This window comes from Actinoplanes sp. NPDC049598, from assembly GCF_040675435.1.
Lineage (GTDB): Bacteria > Actinomycetota > Actinomycetes > Mycobacteriales > Micromonosporaceae > Actinoplanes.
Window position 1 is genome coordinate 23350 of record NZ_JBFAOX010000006.1, and the last position, 17216, is coordinate 40565.

The 17216-nt window shown below is 72.4% G+C and carries 14 protein-coding genes; 10 read left to right on the forward strand and 4 right to left on the reverse strand.

Going from position 1 to position 17216, the window contains the following annotated elements; translation table 11 throughout:
- Positions 1-62: 62 nt before the first annotated feature.
- The 3 genes from AB0J66_RS15675 (at position 63) to AB0J66_RS15685 (ending at position 2348) form a co-directional block, all read left to right on the forward strand.
- Positions 63-437, forward strand: coding sequence for a VOC family protein (locus tag AB0J66_RS15675; protein ID WP_364660317.1), 375 nt, complete (start codon positions 63-65; stop codon positions 435-437).
- An 82-nt stretch (positions 438-519) separates the two neighbouring features.
- Complete coding sequence (locus AB0J66_RS15680; RefSeq protein WP_364660319.1) at positions 520-1689, forward strand: pentapeptide repeat-containing protein; 1170 nt, start codon at positions 520-522, stop codon at positions 1687-1689.
- A 107-nt stretch (positions 1690-1796) separates the two neighbouring features.
- Positions 1797-2348 carry a DUF305 domain-containing protein gene (locus AB0J66_RS15685; RefSeq protein ID WP_364660321.1) on the forward strand — a complete coding sequence of 184 codons (552 nt, stop codon included), beginning with the start codon at positions 1797-1799 and terminating at the stop codon, positions 2346-2348.
- A 49-nt stretch (positions 2349-2397) separates the two neighbouring features.
- Here the strand turns inward: AB0J66_RS15685 and AB0J66_RS15690 are convergent, their stop codons facing one another.
- A complete protein-coding gene (locus AB0J66_RS15690) occupies positions 2398-3777 on the reverse strand; it encodes a DUF1996 domain-containing protein (RefSeq protein WP_364660323.1) in 1380 nt (459 codons plus the stop codon).
- Between the two features lie 132 nt (positions 3778-3909).
- On the opposite strand from AB0J66_RS15690, the gene AB0J66_RS15695 reads away from it, so the two are divergent.
- Together AB0J66_RS15695 and AB0J66_RS15700 are read left to right on the forward strand one after the other, a co-directional pair.
- Positions 3910-4944 carry a LacI family DNA-binding transcriptional regulator gene (locus tag AB0J66_RS15695; RefSeq protein WP_364660324.1) on the forward strand — a complete coding sequence of 345 codons (1035 nt, stop codon included), beginning with the start codon at positions 3910-3912 and terminating at the stop codon, positions 4942-4944.
- A gap of 182 nt (positions 4945-5126) precedes the next feature.
- Positions 5127-5648, forward strand: coding sequence for an aminoglycoside nucleotidyltransferase (locus AB0J66_RS15700; protein ID WP_364660326.1), 522 nt, complete (start codon positions 5127-5129; stop codon positions 5646-5648).
- 22 nt (positions 5649-5670) lie between these two features.
- Here the strand turns inward: AB0J66_RS15700 and AB0J66_RS15705 are convergent, their stop codons facing one another.
- Positions 5671-6771, reverse strand: a complete 1101-nt coding sequence (locus tag AB0J66_RS15705) for an ionic transporter y4hA (protein WP_364660328.1) — start codon at positions 6769-6771, stop codon at positions 5671-5673.
- 36 nt (positions 6772-6807) lie between these two features.
- Here AB0J66_RS15705 and AB0J66_RS15710 point away from each other — a divergent pair, with 36 nt between their 5' ends.
- Positions 6808-7842 carry a glutathione S-transferase C-terminal domain-containing protein gene (locus AB0J66_RS15710; protein WP_364660330.1) on the forward strand — a complete coding sequence of 345 codons (1035 nt, stop codon included), beginning with the start codon at positions 6808-6810 and terminating at the stop codon, positions 7840-7842.
- 162 nt (positions 7843-8004) lie between these two features.
- Here AB0J66_RS15710 and AB0J66_RS15715 read toward each other — a convergent pair whose 3' ends face one another.
- On the reverse strand, positions 8005-8688 hold the full coding sequence (locus tag AB0J66_RS15715; protein WP_364660332.1) for a MarR family transcriptional regulator: 684 nt from the start codon (positions 8686-8688) through the stop codon (positions 8005-8007).
- Between the two features lie 98 nt (positions 8689-8786).
- Complete coding sequence (locus AB0J66_RS15720) at positions 8787-9431, reverse strand: NAD-dependent epimerase/dehydratase family protein (RefSeq protein WP_364660334.1); 645 nt, start codon at positions 9429-9431, stop codon at positions 8787-8789.
- A gap of 91 nt (positions 9432-9522) precedes the next feature.
- Here AB0J66_RS15720 and AB0J66_RS15725 point away from each other — a divergent pair, with 91 nt between their 5' ends.
- From AB0J66_RS15725 to AB0J66_RS15740, 4 genes are all read left to right on the forward strand, one after another.
- The gene (locus AB0J66_RS15725) at positions 9523-12294 is read left to right on the forward strand and encodes an SWIM zinc finger family protein (RefSeq protein WP_364660336.1); all 2772 of its coding nucleotides are present in this window, start codon (positions 9523-9525) and stop codon (positions 12292-12294) included.
- 84 nt (positions 12295-12378) lie between these two features.
- Positions 12379-13440: an AAA family ATPase gene (locus AB0J66_RS15730; protein ID WP_364660338.1), complete on the forward strand. Its 1062-nt coding sequence runs from the start codon at positions 12379-12381 to the stop codon at positions 13438-13440.
- Positions 13433-15985 (forward strand): DUF5682 family protein, encoded by a 2553-nt coding sequence (locus tag AB0J66_RS15735; RefSeq protein ID WP_364660340.1) that lies wholly within the window; start codon positions 13433-13435, stop codon positions 15983-15985. The genes AB0J66_RS15730 and AB0J66_RS15735 overlap by 8 nt, the downstream gene beginning before the upstream one ends.
- Positions 15982-17190: a VWA domain-containing protein gene (locus tag AB0J66_RS15740; protein ID WP_364660342.1), complete on the forward strand. Its 1209-nt coding sequence runs from the start codon at positions 15982-15984 to the stop codon at positions 17188-17190. The genes AB0J66_RS15735 and AB0J66_RS15740 overlap by 4 nt, the downstream gene beginning before the upstream one ends.
- Positions 17191-17216: the final 26 nt, after the last annotated feature.

A 17216-nucleotide genomic window follows, 5' to 3' on the forward strand; every position in this document is an offset into this window, starting at 1 on the left:
GGTCGCCCTATGGTGGCCCCGCATCCGTGCGCCTACCGTCTTCGGTGAGGAGGTACTTCACCATGGACAGAGTCGTTCATTTCGAGGTCCCGTTCGGCGACGGCGACCGCGCCCGCTCCTTCTACCAGGAGGCCTTCGGCTGGCAGCTGGGCTCCATACCCGGCCTGGACTACACCATCGCCACCACCGCCCCCACCGACGACAACGGCCGCCCCTCCGAGCCCGGCGCCATCAACGGCGGCATGTTCGCCCGGGAGGCTCCCTTCCAGGGCCCCGTCCTGGTCCTGGGCGTCGACAACATCGACGAGTCACTGGCCAAAATCGAAAAATCCGGCGGCAAGACCGCCATCCCCCGCCAGCCCGTAGGCGACATGGGCTACTGCGCCTACTTCCACGACACCGAAGGCAACCTCCTGGGCCTCTGGGAAAACGCCTGACCCTCAGGCCGATGGCGGGCCGCGTCATCGCCGGCCCGTCATTGCCCGGACCTTGCCCCGACCGGAGGCGCGTGATGCATCGGTGACGGAACGCTTCGACGGCGCGAAGTTCAGAACCATCTCCTGGCCGGTCGTCGCGGCCGGGTTGGCGGTGATCGCGGGTGGCACCGCCGCACTGGCCGCCTGGCTGCTCGGCATGGCCGGACCCGATCCGGGCCGGCGGCTCGACGCCATCAAGACCGCGTTCACGGTCGGACTGGCCGCCGGCGGGACGCTGGCCCTTTTGCTGGCCACCCGGCGCCAGTGGCTGCAGGAGCGCGAGCGCCTGCACGCCGAGCACGTCGCCGCGGACACCGCCGAGCGCGCGGAGCGGGTGGCCGCCGCGGCCGAACGCGACGCCGTCGAACGGCGGATGACCGAGCTCTACGTGAAGGCGGCCGAGCAACTCGGCTCGGCCAAGGCCGCGGTGCGGCTGGCCGGCCTGTACGCCCTCGAGCGCCTCGGCCAGGACAACCCGGGCCAGCGGCAGGTGGTCATGAAGGTGATCACCTCCTACCTCCGCATGCCGTTCACCCGGCCGTCCGCGGACGCGACCGACGACTTCGAGAACCGGCAGGAACTGGAGGTCCGAACGGCCGCGCAGCAGATCATCGCCGCGCATTTGTCCGATCGCGACGAGACGGCCCGGTGGACGGAGATCGACTTCATCGACCTGACGGGAGCCCGGCTGGCCGGCTTCTCGCTGCAGCATTGCTCGGTGGCGTCGCTCCAGTTGAACGAGGCGGTTTTCGAGGGCGAGACGCTGTTCCGGGCTTTCCAGTGCGGCGGGTTGTTCGCCGCCAACACCATCTTCGAGGGTTTCGCCGACTTCCGTGGCGCCGTGTTCGAGGGGGACGCCTGGCTCTCCTGGGCGAGCTTCAACGGTGGGATCATGCTCAACGCGGACGAGTTCTACCCGGGCGCCCACTTCAAGCGGTACGCCAGCTTCCAGCACTCCACCTTCGGGCGTCATACGCGCTTCGCCGGGGTCACGTTCTCGGGCGGCGTGAACTTCACGAGGGCGGAGTTCGCGGAGGGCGGCAAGACGGCGGGGCTGGGTGAGGTGAGGATCGAGGATCCCCAGGCCCGGTCGCCCGAGGTCGGCCACGCGCCGAGCAGCTGGCCGGAAGGGTGGGTCGTCGTGGTGGAGGACGGTGGGGCGGCGCGGCTGCGGGCGCGCCGGCGGGTGGTGAAGAAGGCGCCGGCGTCGTGAGCGGGCCGGGCCTCGGCTAATAGCGTTCTGTCTCGTTACGTGAGCGTTGTCATCCGCCAATATCGAATTGTTGACACCGGTGGCCCATAAACGACAGACTCCCAAACGTGAATGCGATTCCCCGTCTACTGCTGGTGGCCGCTCTCGCTGTGGGCGGCTGCTCCGCTACCGGGGATGCGGCCGAGACGCCGGCGCCGGCCACCTCGGCCGCGGCGGGGTTCGGTGGGACCGATCTGGCCTGGATCGAGATCAACATTGCGATGGACGAGCAGCTGCTCCCACTGCTGGAGCTGCCGCCCCACCGCACCACCAACCCCGACACCCTCGCGCTGACCACGCAGGTCAAGGCGTTCACGCAGGCCGAGCTGGGCACGCTGCGGCAGCTGCACACGCAAGCCGGGCTGCCCGACGAGAACCCGCACGAGGGCATGCCGATGCCGGGCATGGTGACGCCGGAGCAGGTGACCGAGGCGTCGAAGCTGGCCGGGCCGGCCTTCGACCAGACGGTCACCAAGCGGATCAAGGGGCATCTGGAGCAAGGTCAGAGCCTGGCCCGCAGCGAGGAGAAATCCGGTGTCGAAGGCCAGACCCGGCAATTGGCGCTGCAAATATTGCGGACCAGGGAAGTCGCACTGTCCACAATAAAAACCACGGAATGAGACGGGCGCCGAATTCCTGTTATCCGGCGCCCGCCTGTCCGTCCGTACGTCAGGGAAGTTGGTAGTTCTCGTTCAGGGCGGCGCCCCGGTCGGGCTTGTAGAGGTCGAACCCGCGCGGGTCGCACTGCAGGCCGCCGTTGATGCAGTGGGTGGTGAGGGCGGCCAGCGTGGGGGCGTCCCAGGCGTTGAAGACGTCGTAGTGGAACGAGTAGCCGCGGCCGCTGGAGAAGCGGACGTTGCTCATGTTGCCGCTGACCGGCCAGGCCATCTTGAACTCGATCATCGGGACGGCCACCGGGTGGTCGTCGGGGCAGATCCCGAGGACCGGGTACGCCATGTGGCTCTTGTGGTCCGGCGTGTCCAGGTGCAGGCCGTCCCAGCAGCTCGGGGCCTGCATGCGGGCGTTGAGCTGGGTGCCCGCGGGGCAGTTGGCGGGGATGTCCCAGTTGAACGAGCTGTCGCCGCACTCGAAGCCCTCGACGGCGCCCGGGCTGTTGCGGAAGTCCTCGAGGGTCGCCTGCGGGCTGCCGACGACGTAGCGCAGACCGGCCGGGAACGGGCGCACGCTGCGGTAGTCGATCACACCGGACTTGTAGTAGATGACCTGCCGGCCGATCGGCTGCACCGCGGTGTCGCCGTTCAGCAGGGTCGGCATCCAGTAGCCGGTCTTGTCACCGGGCGTGATGCACGACGTGCCACCCGCCTTGAGGGAGTTGAGCGTCGTACCCGCGTACGTAGTGGTGTTGCCCATGAACGTGTGTGAGTGCGAGGCGCCCGGCAGCCCGGGGAAGACGATCGGGTCGTCGTTGAGGTTGGAGCGGCTGACCGAGCAGTTGGCCTGGAACTCGTGGTGCGTGGTGGGCGGGTTCGTGTCCGGCGGGACGGCCCGCGACGGGACGACTCCGGTCACGGGCGGGTCGGCCATGACGTAGCCGGCGCCACCGGTCGGGGGCGGGGTGGTGTACGAGCCGTAGACCTGGAACTCGTACAGGGAGTAGCCGTAGCCGGTGCCCCGTTGCGTGCCGTACACGCGGACGTAGCGACCCTGGCCGGTCACCGGGAGCGTCTGGGTGCCGCCGGTGGCGTTGGTGGTGCTGTAGACGGTGGTCCAGGCGTTGCCGTCGGCCGAGGTCTGGAGCTGGAAAGCCTTGGCGTACGCGGCCTCCCAGACGATCTTGACGCTGGTAACGGTGGCCGTGGAGCCGAGGTCGACGCGCAACCACTGCGGGTCGGACCAGGCGCTGCCCCAGCGGGTGGCCGGGTTGCCGTCGACCGCGGCGGCGGCCGGGGCGCCACCGTTCTCGGTCGAGGAGGCGAGGGTGGGGCGATTCTGGGAGAGCAGGGTGTCGGCAGCCTCGGCTCGCGGAACGGCCGTGAGCACTAAGGCGGCGGTCAGCAGGGCGATGGGGATGACTCTGTGCGGGGTCACAGACTTCTCCTTTCTTGGAGAGCGCTTTCCGAGTCTGCGCTCCGAGAGCATGACCGTCAATGTCGTCCCGGTTCCGGAACCTCGATCTTCGCCGTCCGAGGAGAGCGCTCTCCGTGTGCTATAAAGACGGTCATGCGCACTGGACGGGCCCCGACCCTCGAGGACGTGGCCCGGGTCGCGGGGGTCTCGCGGGCGACCGTGTCCCGCGTGATCAACGGGATTCGCAACGTCGATCCGCAGCTGCACGAGGTCGTGTGGGACGCGGTCGGCCAGACCGGCTACGTGCCGAACAGGCTGGCCCGCTCGCTGGTGACCCGCCGCACGGGCACGGTGGCGCTGGTCGTCTCCGACTCCGAGGTGCACGACGACGACCCGTTCATGAGCCGGTTCTTCGCCGATCCGTACTTCGGCCGGGTGGTCGGTGGGCTGATGAGCGTGCTGCGGCGCGAAGGCGTACAGCTGGCCCTGCAGATCGTCGGAACCGACGAGGGCAAGAAACGCCTCGTGGGTGACCTGCGCAGCGGCCAGGCCGACGGGGCGATCGTGCTGTCGCTGCCCGCGGTCGACCCACTCCCCCGCATGCTGGCCGAGGGCGACGTCGCGGCCGTCATGATCGGCCGCCCGGCCGAGTCCGTCCCGATCGACTACGTCGACCTGGCCAACGACACCGGCGCCGCGATGGCGGCCGACCACCTCCTGGCCCGCGGCTGCCGCCGCGTCGGCATGATCTCCGGCCCGGCCGACGTGCCGGCCAGCAGCGACCGCATCTCCGGCTTCCGGCGGGCCATGGCCCGCCACGGCCACGGCTGGGTGCCCACCGCCTCGGGCAACTTCACCCAGGACAGCGGCGAGACAGCCATGCGTACGCTCCTGGCGGAAAGCCCGAACCTCGACGGAGTCTTCGTCGCCAACGACCTGATGGCCCTGGGCGCCCTGCTGGCCCTGCGCGAGGCCGCCCGCACGGTCCCCGCCGACGTCGCCGTGGTCGGCTTCGACGACAGCAGCGCCGCCACCGCCGCCTCCCCGCCCCTGACCACCATCCGCCACCCCTTGGAAGACATGGCCGCCGAAGCCGCCCGCCTCCTCCTGGCCCGCATCGAGGAGCCGGCCCGCCGAGTGGCCTCAGTGATCTACGAACCCTCCCTGGTCCAGCGAGCGTCGGCTTAGCAGCTTCAAGCCACCCCGACCGCGGGATCGAATCGGCCCACCTCCCCTTCGCCGGCCCTGCTCCCAGCGTGCACAACTCGACCCGCCGCCTTCACCCGTCCCCTCGCCCACGCGCAGAGCTCGGCCCCCCGCGGTGGGCAAATCGGTGGACTGAGGCGGGCGGTTTGGCCAAGGTCCTTCGCATGAGTCGTTTTGTCATGTCGGCCGAGGACGCGGTGGGGCTGCTCGACAGCCTGGCGGCCGCCGAGGTGGGGTTCTGTCTCTCGGGTGGGTGGGCGGTGGACGCCCTGCTCGGCGAGCAGACCCGGGAGCACTCGGATCTGGACCTGTTCCTGCCCGCCGGGGACCTGGCCAAGCTGGTCACCGCGCTCGGCGGGCACGGGATCGATCGCCTGGCGCCCCGCCCGGACACGCGCCCGTGGAACTTCGTCCTGCACGACGGCGTCCGCCTGCAGGTCGACCTGCACCTCTACGAGCAGCGCCCGGACGGTGCCCTCCACTACGGGCCCGCGGTCGAGGACTTCTCGTTCCCGGCCGAGGCGCTTTCCGGCGAGGGAGTGATCGCCGGCCGGAAGGTCCCGTGCGAGGCGCCGTCATGGTCCGTCCGCTGGCACACGGGCTATCCACCCCGCCCGGCCGACCACCACGACGTACCACTGCTGTGCGAACGCTTCGGCCTCGAGTTGCCGGAAGCCTTCCGCTGACCCGCCGCCGTGCCTGGCGGGGTCAGGGGCTGGCGGCCAGGAAGAGGAAGCCGGCCAGCAGGGCCAGGTGGACGCCGCCCTGGAGGACGTTGGCCCGGCCGGGGACGATCGTGAGCGTGCCGACGACGACGGTCAGGGCGAGCAGCACCATCTGGGTGCCGCCGAGGCCGAGCAGCAGTGGGCCGGGTAGCCAGATCATGGCCAGGGCGATCGCCGGAATGGTCAGGCCGATGCTCGCCATGGCGGAGCCGATGGCCAGGTTGAGGCTGGTCTGGATGCGGTCGCGGGCGGCGGCCCGGACGGCCGCGATCGTCTCGGGAAGCAGGACCAGCAGGGCGATCACGACGCCGACGACGCCGTTGGGCAGGCCGACCCGCTGCACGGCCGACTCGATGGACGGTGACACGCCCTTGGCCAGGCCGACGACCGCGACCAGGGCCACCAGCAGCATGCCGAGACTGGTCAGCGTGGCCCGCGTGGTCGGCAGGTCCACGTGCTCCTCCGTGTCGATCACCCGGCCCGAGGTGGTGATCGGGAGGAAGTAGTCGCGGTGGCGCCGCGTCTGCACGGCGACGAACAGCCCGTAGAGGGCGATCGAGGCGACCGCGGCGAAGGCGAGCTGGGCCGGCGAGAACTGCGGGCCGGGCCGGCTCGTGGTGAAGCTCGGCAGGACCAGGCTGAGCGTGGCGATCGTGGCCACGGTGGCGAAGGCGCCGCCGGTGCCCTCGGCGTTGAACACGGCGACGTGCCGGCGGAGCGCGCCGACGAGCAGGGAGATGCCGAGCAGGCCGTTGCAGGTGATCATCACCGCGGCGAAGACCGTGTCGCGGGCGAGCGACTGCGCCTTCTCGCCGCCGCTGATCATCAGCGTGACGATCAGGGCCACCTCGATGACGGTGACCGCGACGGCGAGGACGAGCGACCCGAAGGGCTCACCCACCTTGTGGGCGACGACCTCGGCGTGGTGGACGGCCGCGAGGACGGCGGCCCCGAGCAGCAGGGCCACGATGACGACCACGGGCGGCGGCAGCTCCCGCCCCCAGGTGAGCACGAGGGCGGCGATCGCCACGATCGGGGCGGCGAGGGTCCAGTGAGCTAGATAGCTACGAATCTTGGCCTCCACCCGGCAACTCTGCCAGACGGGACGCAGGATGAGGGCATGGCTTACGTGAATCCGTCCGGCGAGTTCAACCGTGACCAGCGGTACATCCCGACCAGGATCACCGAGGACGGCCGCGACGGCTACCCGGTCGAGCCCGGCCGTTACCGCCTGATCGTCAGCCGCGCCTGCCCGTGGGCGAACCGGGCCATCATCGTGCGGCGGCTGCTCGGCCTGGAGGACGTGCTCTCGATGGGCATCGCCGGCCCGACCCACGACGAGCGCAGTTGGACGTTCGACCTGGACCCGGGCGGGCGGGACCCGGTGCTGGGCATCGAGCGCCTCCAGGAGGCGTACTTCGCCCGTTACCCCGGTTACGCGAAGGGCATCACCGTTCCGGCGATCGTGGACGTGCCCACCGGGCAGGTCGTCACCAACGACTTCGCACAGATCACCATCGACCTCTCGCTGGAGTGGACGAAGTATCACCGCACGGGCGCGCCCCAGCTCTACCCGCCGCACCTGCGAGAGGACATCGACAAGATCAACCGGCTCGTCTTCGCCGACGTGAACAACGGCGTCTACCGGGCCGGGTTCGCCGGCACGCAGGAGGCTTACGAGAAGGCCTACGCCCGGCTCTTCTCCCGGCTGGACAAGCTGTCGGAGCTGCTCGCCGGGCAGCGTTATCTCGTGGGCGACACGATCACCGAGGCGGACGTGCGGCTCTTCACGACGCTGGCCCGCTTCGACGCCGCCTACCACGGCCATTTCAAGTGCAACCGGAGCAAGCTGACCGAGATGCCGGTGCTCTGGGCTTACGCCCGGGATCTCTTCCAGACGCCCGGCTTCGGCGACACGACCGACTTCATCGACATCAAGAAGCACTACTACGTGGTCCACAAGGACATCAACCCCACAGGAATCGTTCCGGCCGGGCCGGATCTCACCGGCTGGCTGACCGAGCACGGCCGTGAGAAGCTGGGCGGCCGCCCGTTCGGCGACGGCACGCCGCCGCCCCCGCCGAAGCCCGGCGAGGTCGTCCCCCCGGGACACGGCCCCGAGGCCGGCGGGCTGACCGCCGCGGCTGTCGATTGAGCGAGCACGGCCGCCCGCCGGGCGACGGGCGACCGCTGGTTGGGGTGCCGACCGGGCAGCTGCCGACCGGGTAGCCACCGAACAGGCTGCTCCCCGGTGGCAGCCGCCCGGTCGGGCGTCGGAGGGTGCGGTGATCGCGGCGGACGAGGGTGTGGGCGGGGGTCAGGAGCGGCCTCGGCCGCGGCCCCTGGGGTTACGGGCGCCGGCTTGCCCGCTGTCGCCAACGGGACCCAACCAGCGCAGGTCAGCGGTCGTGCGGGTGGCGCCCGACGCGCGCAGCGCCTCCCGCAGCAGGTCATCGAGCTGCTGGAGCTTCTCCGAGGGCAGGTCGGCGAGCATGCGCTGCTGCTCGGCCACACCGGCCCCGACGGCCTGCTCGATCACCCCGAAGCCTGCCTCGGTGAGACGGACCAGAACGCTGCGGCGGTCGGTCGGTGACGGTCGCCGCTCCACCAGGCCGGCTCGTTCCAGCCGGTCGAGCCGAGCCGTCATGCCGCCGGTGCTCAGCATCATCGACGTGGCCAGCTCGCCCGGCGAGAGCTGGAAGGGCTCGCCGGCGCGGCGCAGCGCGGCCAGCACGTCGAACTCCGGGCGGCCTATCCCGAAGGCGGCATAGGCCCGCTCCAGGCGGTCGCCGGCGATGCGCGAGAGGCTGGCGATCCGGTCGAAGACCGCCATCGCCGTCGTGTCGAGATCGGGTCGAACGTGCGCCCACTGATCGACGACGTGGTCGACGCCGTCACGAGCGCCGTGGAAGCCCTCGGCGTCACGGCGCGAGAGCGGCTTGGGCTCGCGAGTGAGGTCATGGCCCGCCCGGTCGTCCGCCTGGTGTTCATCCGTCTGCACCTCACCATTGTCTCGATGTCGAGCTTCTTGACTACGAGAGGCTAGCGGGCTTTTATCTCGATGTCGAGATACTTTCCGTCGAGGGAGTCGCCGGCGGCTCAGCGCATGTCGGCGTTCTCGACGATGTGGTTCGGGAAGCCGACCCGGGCCGCTCTGAGCATCGCCTGCCCGACCCGGTCGGTCGTCGTGACGTACCGCGGAGCCACCCGCACCAGGAACGGCAGCAGCGGCGCGGTCAGCGTGTAGATCGCGTTGTAGACGCGGGTCTTCGACCGGACGCCGCGGGTCGGCTGGATGGCGCCGGGCCGGAAGGCGTAGCCGTTGGGAAGCAGGTCGATGATCTCCCGCTCGGTCCGCCCCTTGACCCGCTGCCACATCTGCCGGCCGTCGGGATTGGTGCCCGCCCCCGACACGTACACAAAGGTCGCCGAGGGGTTGATCTCGGCCAGGGTCCGCGCCGCGGCCATCGGGAAGTCGTAGGAGATCCGGGCGTAGGCGGCCTCGTCCAGGCCCACCGACGACACCCCGAGGCAGTAGAAACAGGCGTCGAAGCCACGCAACTCGTCGCGGATGGGCGCGAGGTCGGTGAAATCCGCCAGCTCGATCTCGCGCAAGCGCGGATGGGAGACCCCCGTGGGGGTACGGATGACAGCCAGCACCTGCTCGACGTCGGGCGCGAGCAGGCTCTCCCGCAGGACGCCCTGGCCGACCATGCCGGACGCCCCGAAAACAACGACCTTCATCGTCTCTCCCTCTCGATCGTCCTGATCATGGCACTCACCGGCGCGGCCCGGAGCCGGGAAAAGTGTCGTACCGGCGGCCTAGGGTTTTCCCGTGCCCGTTGAACGATGGTCCACCGCCCAGGTCGAGACGCTCGCGCCCGACGCCGCCTCGATCAAGGCCGGCCGAGGCCTGTCCGCGCCCTTGTCCTGGTCGGCCACCGGGCGGCTCGACGACGTCCTGTGGGGACAGTGCCGTGGTTATCAGGTGTGCGTCGACCTCACCGGCCCGGCCTACCGGTGTTCCTGCCCGAGCCGCAAGATCCCGTGCAAGCATGCCCTCGGTCTGCTCCTGCTCTGGGCCGACACCGGCGTGGCGACGGCCCCGGCGCCCGAGTTCGCCCGGGAGTGGCAGGCCGCTCGTGCGGCCAAGGCCGTGGCCAAGCCGCGGGCCGCCGCCACGCCCGATCCGGCCGCCGCGGCCAAGCGGGCCGAGCAGCGGGCCGAGCGCGTCGCCGGTGGCATGACCGAGCTCCGCCGCTGGCTCGACGACCAGATCCGCCAGGGCCTGGCCGGCGCCCAGCGCTCCGGCCCGGGGCCGTACGAGGCGATGGCCGCCCGCCTGGTCGACGCGCAGGCCCCGACCGCGGCGGGGGCCGTGCGCCGGCTCGCCACCATCGCCGGCATCGGCCCGCACTGGGCCGACCGCCTGCTGGGCGAGCTGGCCCTGCTCCGGCTGCTGGTCACCGGTTACGACCGGCTGGCCGAGCTGCCGCCCGAGCTGGCCGCCACGGTGCGCAGCCGCATCGGCTTCCCGGTCGCCACCGACGACGTCCTGGCCGGCCCGCACGTGGCCGACCGCTGGCAGGTGCTCGGCCAGGTCGAGGTCGACGACGGCGCGCTGACCACCCGGCGCACCTGGCTGCGCGGCGCGAGCGGCCGGTTCGCGCTGGTCCTGTCGTTCGCCGCGCCCGGCCAGCCGCTCGTGGTCGACCTCGTCCCCGGCACGGAGTTCCGCGGTGAGCTGGCGTTCTACCCGGGCGCCGCTCCGCTGCGGGCGCTCGTCGCCAGCCGGGACAGCGCGGCCGAGCCGTTCACCCGTCCCGAGGGCGCGACGACGATCGCCGAGGCGCTGCTGAATTACAGCACCACGGTCGCCGCCGAGCCCTGGCGCTTCGACGCGCCCGTCCTGCTGGCCGGCGTCATCCCGGGCGACGACGGCTGGCTGGTCGACGAGACCGGCGCCGCGCTGCCGCTGGCGCCCGGCCACAGCGAGCCGTGGTGGCTGCTGGCGGCGGCCGGTGGCCGCCCCGCGACCGTGGCTGCCGAGTGGTCACCGGCCGGTCTGCGCCCGCTCGCCGCCTGGGCCGAGGGCTCCTTCGTGGCCGCCGGCCCGCCGGTGCCGACCGCGGGCTCGGCCCGGCGGGCCGAGCTGCCGCCCGAGATGTTGGCCGCCGCCCTGGTCGGCACCAATCGCCGCCCCTGGGCGGGTGACGCCCCGCTGCTCGACGCGGCCGCCGCCGCCCTCATGCGCCGGCGTGCGGGAGTGCTCCCCGGCCCGGGCCACGCGGCCGTGGCCGCCGCGCCCGCCGAGACCACGGCCGCGTTGCCCGGCCGGGCCGGGGCCCGGCTGATGCGCATCCTCGGTGAGGGCGTGCCCGGCGGCGCCCAGCTGGCGCAGGAGCTGCTGAGCCAGTGGCTCGCGGCGGCAAGCGAGCTCGGCGGGCATGTCCCGCCGGCCGCGCTCCCGGCGCTGCTCGACGCCGGCCGGCGCAACTCGATCATCCGGCCGGCCCTGGCCCGGGTCGCCGGCGAGCGGGGCGTGTGGCTGGCCGGTCTGCGCGACGACTGGCGGTGGCTGCGCGACGAGGCGAAGGCGCCCTCGCTCACCACGGCCTTCGACTGGCACACCGGCGGGTCCGGCGAGCGGCTCGGCCACCTGACCGCCCTGCGCCGCAGCGATCCGGCCCGCGCCCGCGAGCTCGTGGAGAGCACCTGGGCCGAGGATTCCTCCGACGACCGGGCGCGCTTCGTCGCCGCCTTCGCCACCGGGTTGTCCGAGGCCGACGACGCGTTCCTCGAGCGGGCCCTCGACGATCGCCGCAAAGAGGTTCGCGAGGCTGCCTTGGAGCTGTTGCGCCGCCTGCCCGGCTCGGGCCTGCGATCGCGCATGGCGCAGCGGGCCCGGGCCGCCGTGCGCCGGGAGCGCCGGATGATCGGGGCCGATCGGCTGATCGTCACCCCGCCCGAGGAGCTCGACCCGGGCCTGCGGCGCGACGGGGTGGCGTCCACCCCGGCCCGCGGCATCGGCGTGAGCGCCTGGCTGCTGGAGGAGATCGTCGCCGGGGCGCCGCTCGACACGTGGGCCGAGCCCGCGACGATGCTGCGCCTGGCCCGCGGCAACGACTGGGAGTCGCCGCTGCTGCACGGCTGGGCCAAGGCCGCCGTGGCCCAGGAGGACGTCGGCTGGGCCACCGTCCTGCTCAACGAGGTGGCCGGCACGCTGCGCGAGTCCGTCCGGTGGGATCTGCATCTCGTGCTGCCCGGCGCCGAGCTGGGCCGGCTCGCGGCCGACGCGCTGCGCCGGGAGGACCCGATGGCCAACCGGCTGCTCGCGATCCATCCGGGCAGCTGGCCCGAGGAGCTCTCGGTGGCCGTCCTCGAGACGATCGCCCACCGCGCCCGCAACGACCGGCACAGTTGGCAGCTCGGCGAGCTGTGCCGGGCGGCGGCGGTGGCCATGCCCCCGGCCTACGCCGATCTGGTGGGCCGGCTGGCCCTGCAGCTCGACCAGGAGCCGGCCGACGCGTCCCGGGTCCGCCCGGTCGCCGACCTGGCCCGCACGCTGGCCTTCCGGCAGGAGATGGTCGACGAGTTGAAGCCCTGAAACCAAGATCCACAACGGCATTTTTGTCAGAGGTACCCAGTAGCGTTCGGTTCTGGACAAGCCCGTCCGACACGAGGAGTTCGAGTGACCGCATTGCGCCCGCACGCCGAGGATCAGTATGCCGAGGAGCTGGCCCTGCTCGCCTCCACCGACGACCGTCCCCGCCCGCCCGGCTGGCGGCTCTCCCCGCAGGCCGTGGTGACCTATCTGCTCGGCGACGGCGCGAAGATCACCCCGAAGTACGTCGGGCCTCGCCGCCTCATCGAGGTCGCAGTGTCCACCCTGGTCACCGATCGCGCGCTGCTGCTGCTCGGTGTGCCCGGCACGGCCAAGACCTGGGTCTCCGAGCATCTAGCGGCCGCCGTCTCGGGCGATTCGACGCTGCTCGTGCAGGGCACGGCCGGCACGGCCGAGGAGGCCATCCGGTACGGGTGGAACTACGCCCGGCTCCTCGCCGAGGGCCCGACCGACGCGGCGCTGGTGCCGAGCCCGGTCATGCGGGCGATGCAGACCGGCTCGATCGCCCGGCTCGAGGAGCTGACCCGCGTCCCCTCCGACGTGCAGGACGCGCTGATCACCATCCTCTCCGAGAAGACGCTGCCGGTCCCCGAGCTCAACACCGAGGTGCAGGCGCAGCGCGGCTTCAACCTGATCGCCACCGCCAACGACCGCGACCGCGGGGTCAACGAGCTCTCCAGCGCGCTGCGCCGCCGCTTCAACACCGTGGTGCTGCCCATGCCGGCCTCGGCCGACGACGAGGTCGAGATCGTGGCCCGGCGCGTGGAACAGCTCGGCCGCTCGCTCGACCTGCCCGAGGTGCCGGCCGCGCTCGACGAGATCCGCCGGGTCGTGACCGTCTTCCGCGAGCTCCGCAGCGGTCTCACCGAGGACGGCCGGACCAAGCTGAAATCCCCCACCGGCACGCTGTCCACGGCCGAGGCGATCTCGGTCATCACCAACGGGATGGCGCTGGCCGCCCACTTCGGCGACGGCCGCCTGCACCCGGGCGACGTGGCCGCCGGCATCGTCGGCGCGGTGGTCAAAGACCCGGTGTCGGACGGCGTCGTCTGGCGGGAGTACCTCGAGACGGTCGTGCGCGAGCGGGCCGACTGGCGCGATTTCTACCGGGCCGCCCGCGATGCCTGAGCGGCTCTACGGCATCCGTCACCACGGCCCGGGCTCGGCCCGCGCGGTGGTGCAGGAGCTCGGCCGCCAGCGGCCCGACGTGCTGCTGGTCGAGGGTCCGCCGGAGGCCGACGGGCTGGTGCGGTGGGTGGCCGACACCGGGCTGGAGCCGCCGGTGGCGCTGCTGGGATATGCGTCGGACGACCCGCGCCGGGCGGCGTTCTGGCCCTTCGCCGTCTTCTCCCCGGAGTGGCAGGCGATCCGCTGGGCCGTCGAGCACGAGGTCCCGGTCCGCTTCTTCGACCTGCCCTTCGCCTATCGGCTGACCGACAGCTCCCGCCGAGCCGCCCCCGACGCCCCGGAAGGCGCGCAAGCGGGACCGGGCGCGCAAGCGGGACCGGGCGCGGAAGCAGGACCGGGCGCGGAAGCAGGACCCGGCGCTCAAGCAGGACCCGGCGCTCAAGCAGGACCCGGGGCGGAAGCGGGACCGGGCGGCGAGGCTGGATCGAGTGCGGGGTCCAGGCCGGATGACGACGCCGGGCCGGATGCGGGGGGCGGCGAGGACGCGACGCCGCAGGCCGTGGAGGCCGGGCCGGGTGGGGAGGCCGGGCCGCGGCGGCCGGTCGATCCGATCGGGGAGCTGGCCCGCGCGGCCGGCTATGACGATCCCGAGCGCTGGTGGGAGGACGTGGTCGAGCATCGCGGCATGCCCGCGTTCGAGGCGATCGCCGAGGCGATGACCGCGATCCGGGAGAGCTCCGACGAGGATCCGGACGACCTGGTGCGTGAGGCGTACATGCGCACGGTCCTCCGTGAGACCCGCAAGACGTACGAGGAGATCGCCGTCGTCTGCGGGGCCTGGCATGTGCCCGCGCTGACCCGCAAGGTCGCCGTCAAGGACGACGCGGCGCTGCTCAAGGGGCGCCGCAAGGCCAAGGTCGACTTCACCTGGGTGCCGTGGACGTACGGGCGGCTGGCCTCCTGGTCCGGCTATGGCGCGGGCGTACGGTCGCCGGGCTGGTACCACCACCTGTTCACCTCGGCCGACGAGGTGGTGCCGCGGTGGCTGGTCGACGCGGCCGGTGTGCTGCGGGCCGAGGGTGTGCCGACGTCGTCCGCGCACGTCATCGAGGCGACCCGGCTGGCCGAGGCGCTCGCGACGATGCGCGGGCGTCCGCTGGCCGGGCTGGCCGAGGTGACCGAGGCGGCCGAGGCGGTGATGTGCGACGGCGAGCCGCTGCGGGTTGAGCTGATCAACCGCAAGCTCGTGGTCGGCGAGCGCCTGGGCGGGGTGCCCGACGACATGCCGGCTGTGCCGCTGGCCAAGGACCTCGCGGCTCAGCAGCGTACGGCCCGGCTGAAGCCCGAGGCGCTGGAGCGCGCCCTCGATCTGGATCTCCGCAAGGAGACCGACCTGCGGCGCAGCCGCCTGCTGCATCGGCTCCGCACGTTCGACGTGCCGTGGGGCGAGCCGACCGCCACCCGGCGCGGCACCGGCACCTTCCGCGAGGAGTGGCGGCTGCGCTGGCAGCCGGAGTTCGCGATCCGGCTCGTCGAGGGCAGCATGTACGGCACCACGGTGGCCGCGGCGGCCACGGCCAAAGTGGTGCGGGCGGCCGACCGGGCGGAGACGCTGGCCGACGTGACCGCGCTGGTCGAGACGTGCCTGCTCGCCGATCTCACCGAGGCCTACCCGCGTGTGCTGGCCGCGCTCGACGTGCGCGCCGCTCTCGACGCCGACATCAACCACCTGATGGCGGCGATCCCGGCCCTGGCCCGGACCCTGCGCTACGGCGACGTGCGCCGCACCGACGTGGCCGGGCTCGCGACCGTGACGGCGAGCCTGCTCGGCCGGGTGTGCGCGGGGCTGCCGTCGGCGGTCGGGTCGCTCTCCGACGAGGCCGCCAAGCTGCTGCGCGACCGGGTCGACGGCGTGCACAGCGCGGTCGGCCTCCTCGAGGACGACGAGTTGCGGCAGCGCTGGCTGTCCACGCTCGAGTCACTGGCCGGGCGGGCCGATCTGCACGGGCTGCTGGCCGGGCGGCTGACCCGGCTGCTGCTCGACGCCGGGCGGCTCGACGGGGCCGAGGTGCGCCGCCGGTTGCGGCTGCCGCTGACCGTGGGCACCCCGCCGGCGCACGGGGCGGCCTGGGTCGAGGGGTTCCTCTCCGGCGGCGGGTTGCTGCTGGTGCACGACGAGGCGCTGCTCACGCTGCTCGACGACTGGCTGGCCGACATCCCGCCGGGCGCCTTCGACGACGTGCTGCCGCTGCTGCGGCGGACCTTCGGGGCGTTCGACGCGGGTGAGCGGCGCGCGATCGGCGAGCGGGTGGCCGGGCCGCGGGCGGCGACCGCGGCGGAGACGGGCGGCCTCGGCTTCGATCCCAAGCGGGCCGATCTCGTCCTGCCCACCCTCGCCGCCCTGCTGGGCCACGAAGTCGGCGCCGGGAGCGGGCGTGAAGCTGGTGCCGGCAACGAGCGCGAGGCCGGGGCCGGCAACGGGCGTGAGGCCGGGGCCGGCAACGGGCGTGAGGTCGCTGCGGGTTCGGCTGGGGAGGTGCGATGAGCCAGAGTGAGGGTGACATGGAGCCGGCGAAGCGGGAGCGGCTGCGGCGCTGGCGGATGGTGCTCGGCGGGTCGGCCGAGGAGGCGCTGGGCAAGGCCGAGGGGCGCGACGGCGCGATGGATTCGGCGCTGTCGGCGCTCTACGACGCCGGCGGGGCCGACGGGGAGAGCGAGCGGAGCGGCAAGCGGTCGGCCGGGCTGGGCAGCTCGGCGCCGAAGGTGGCGCGGTGGCTCGGCGACATCCGGGAGTACTTCCCCAGCACCGTCGTGCAGGTCATGCAGGCCGACGCCATCGACCGGCTCGACCTGACCCGGCTGTTGCTCGAGCCGGAGATGCTCGCGGCCGTCGAGCCGGACGTTCACCTGGTCGGCACGCTGCTCTCCCTCAACCGGGTGATGCCGGAGAAGACCAAGGACGCCGCGCGGCAGGTGGTCCGCACGGTGGTCGAGCAGCTGGAGAAACGGATCGCCCAGCAGACGCGGGCGGCGGTGAGCGGGGCGCTCAACCGGGCGGCCCGGATCAACCGGCCGAAGCACGCCGACATCGACTGGGAACGGACGATCCGCGCCAACCTCAAGCACTACCAGGCCGAGCACCGCACGGTGATCCCGGAACGGCTGATCGGCTACGGGCGGCGGACCACGGCCGTACAGCGCGATGTCGTGCTCTGCGTGGACCAGTCGGGGTCGATGGCGGCGTCGGTGGTGTTCTCCGGGGTGTTCGCCGCGGTGCTCGCGTCGATGCAGTCGTTGCGCACATCGCTGGTCGTCTTCGACACCGCGGTCGTCGATCTCACCGACCAGCTCGACGATCCGGTCGAGGTGCTGTTCGGCACGCAGCTGGGCGGGGGCACGGACATCAACCGGGCCATCGGCTACAGCCAGCAGCTGATCACGCGGCCCCGGGACAGCATCTTCGTGCTGATCAGCGACCTGTACGAGGGTGGCGTGCGCGAGCAGATGCTGCGCCGGGTGGCGGAGATGACGGCGGCCGGGGTGCAGGTGGTCGTCCTGCTCGCGCTCTCCGACGAGGGGGCGCCGGCCTACGACCACGAGAACGCGGCGGCGCTGGCCGCGCTCGGGGTGCCGGCTTTCGCGTGTACGCCCGACGCGTTCCCGGAGCTGATGGCCGCGGCGATCGAGCGGCGCGACCTGAAGGCCTTCGCCGAACGCCTCACGGACGAACGGAAGGCGGGTGGTCGATGACACTGAGACGCCACAGCCGAGCGCCG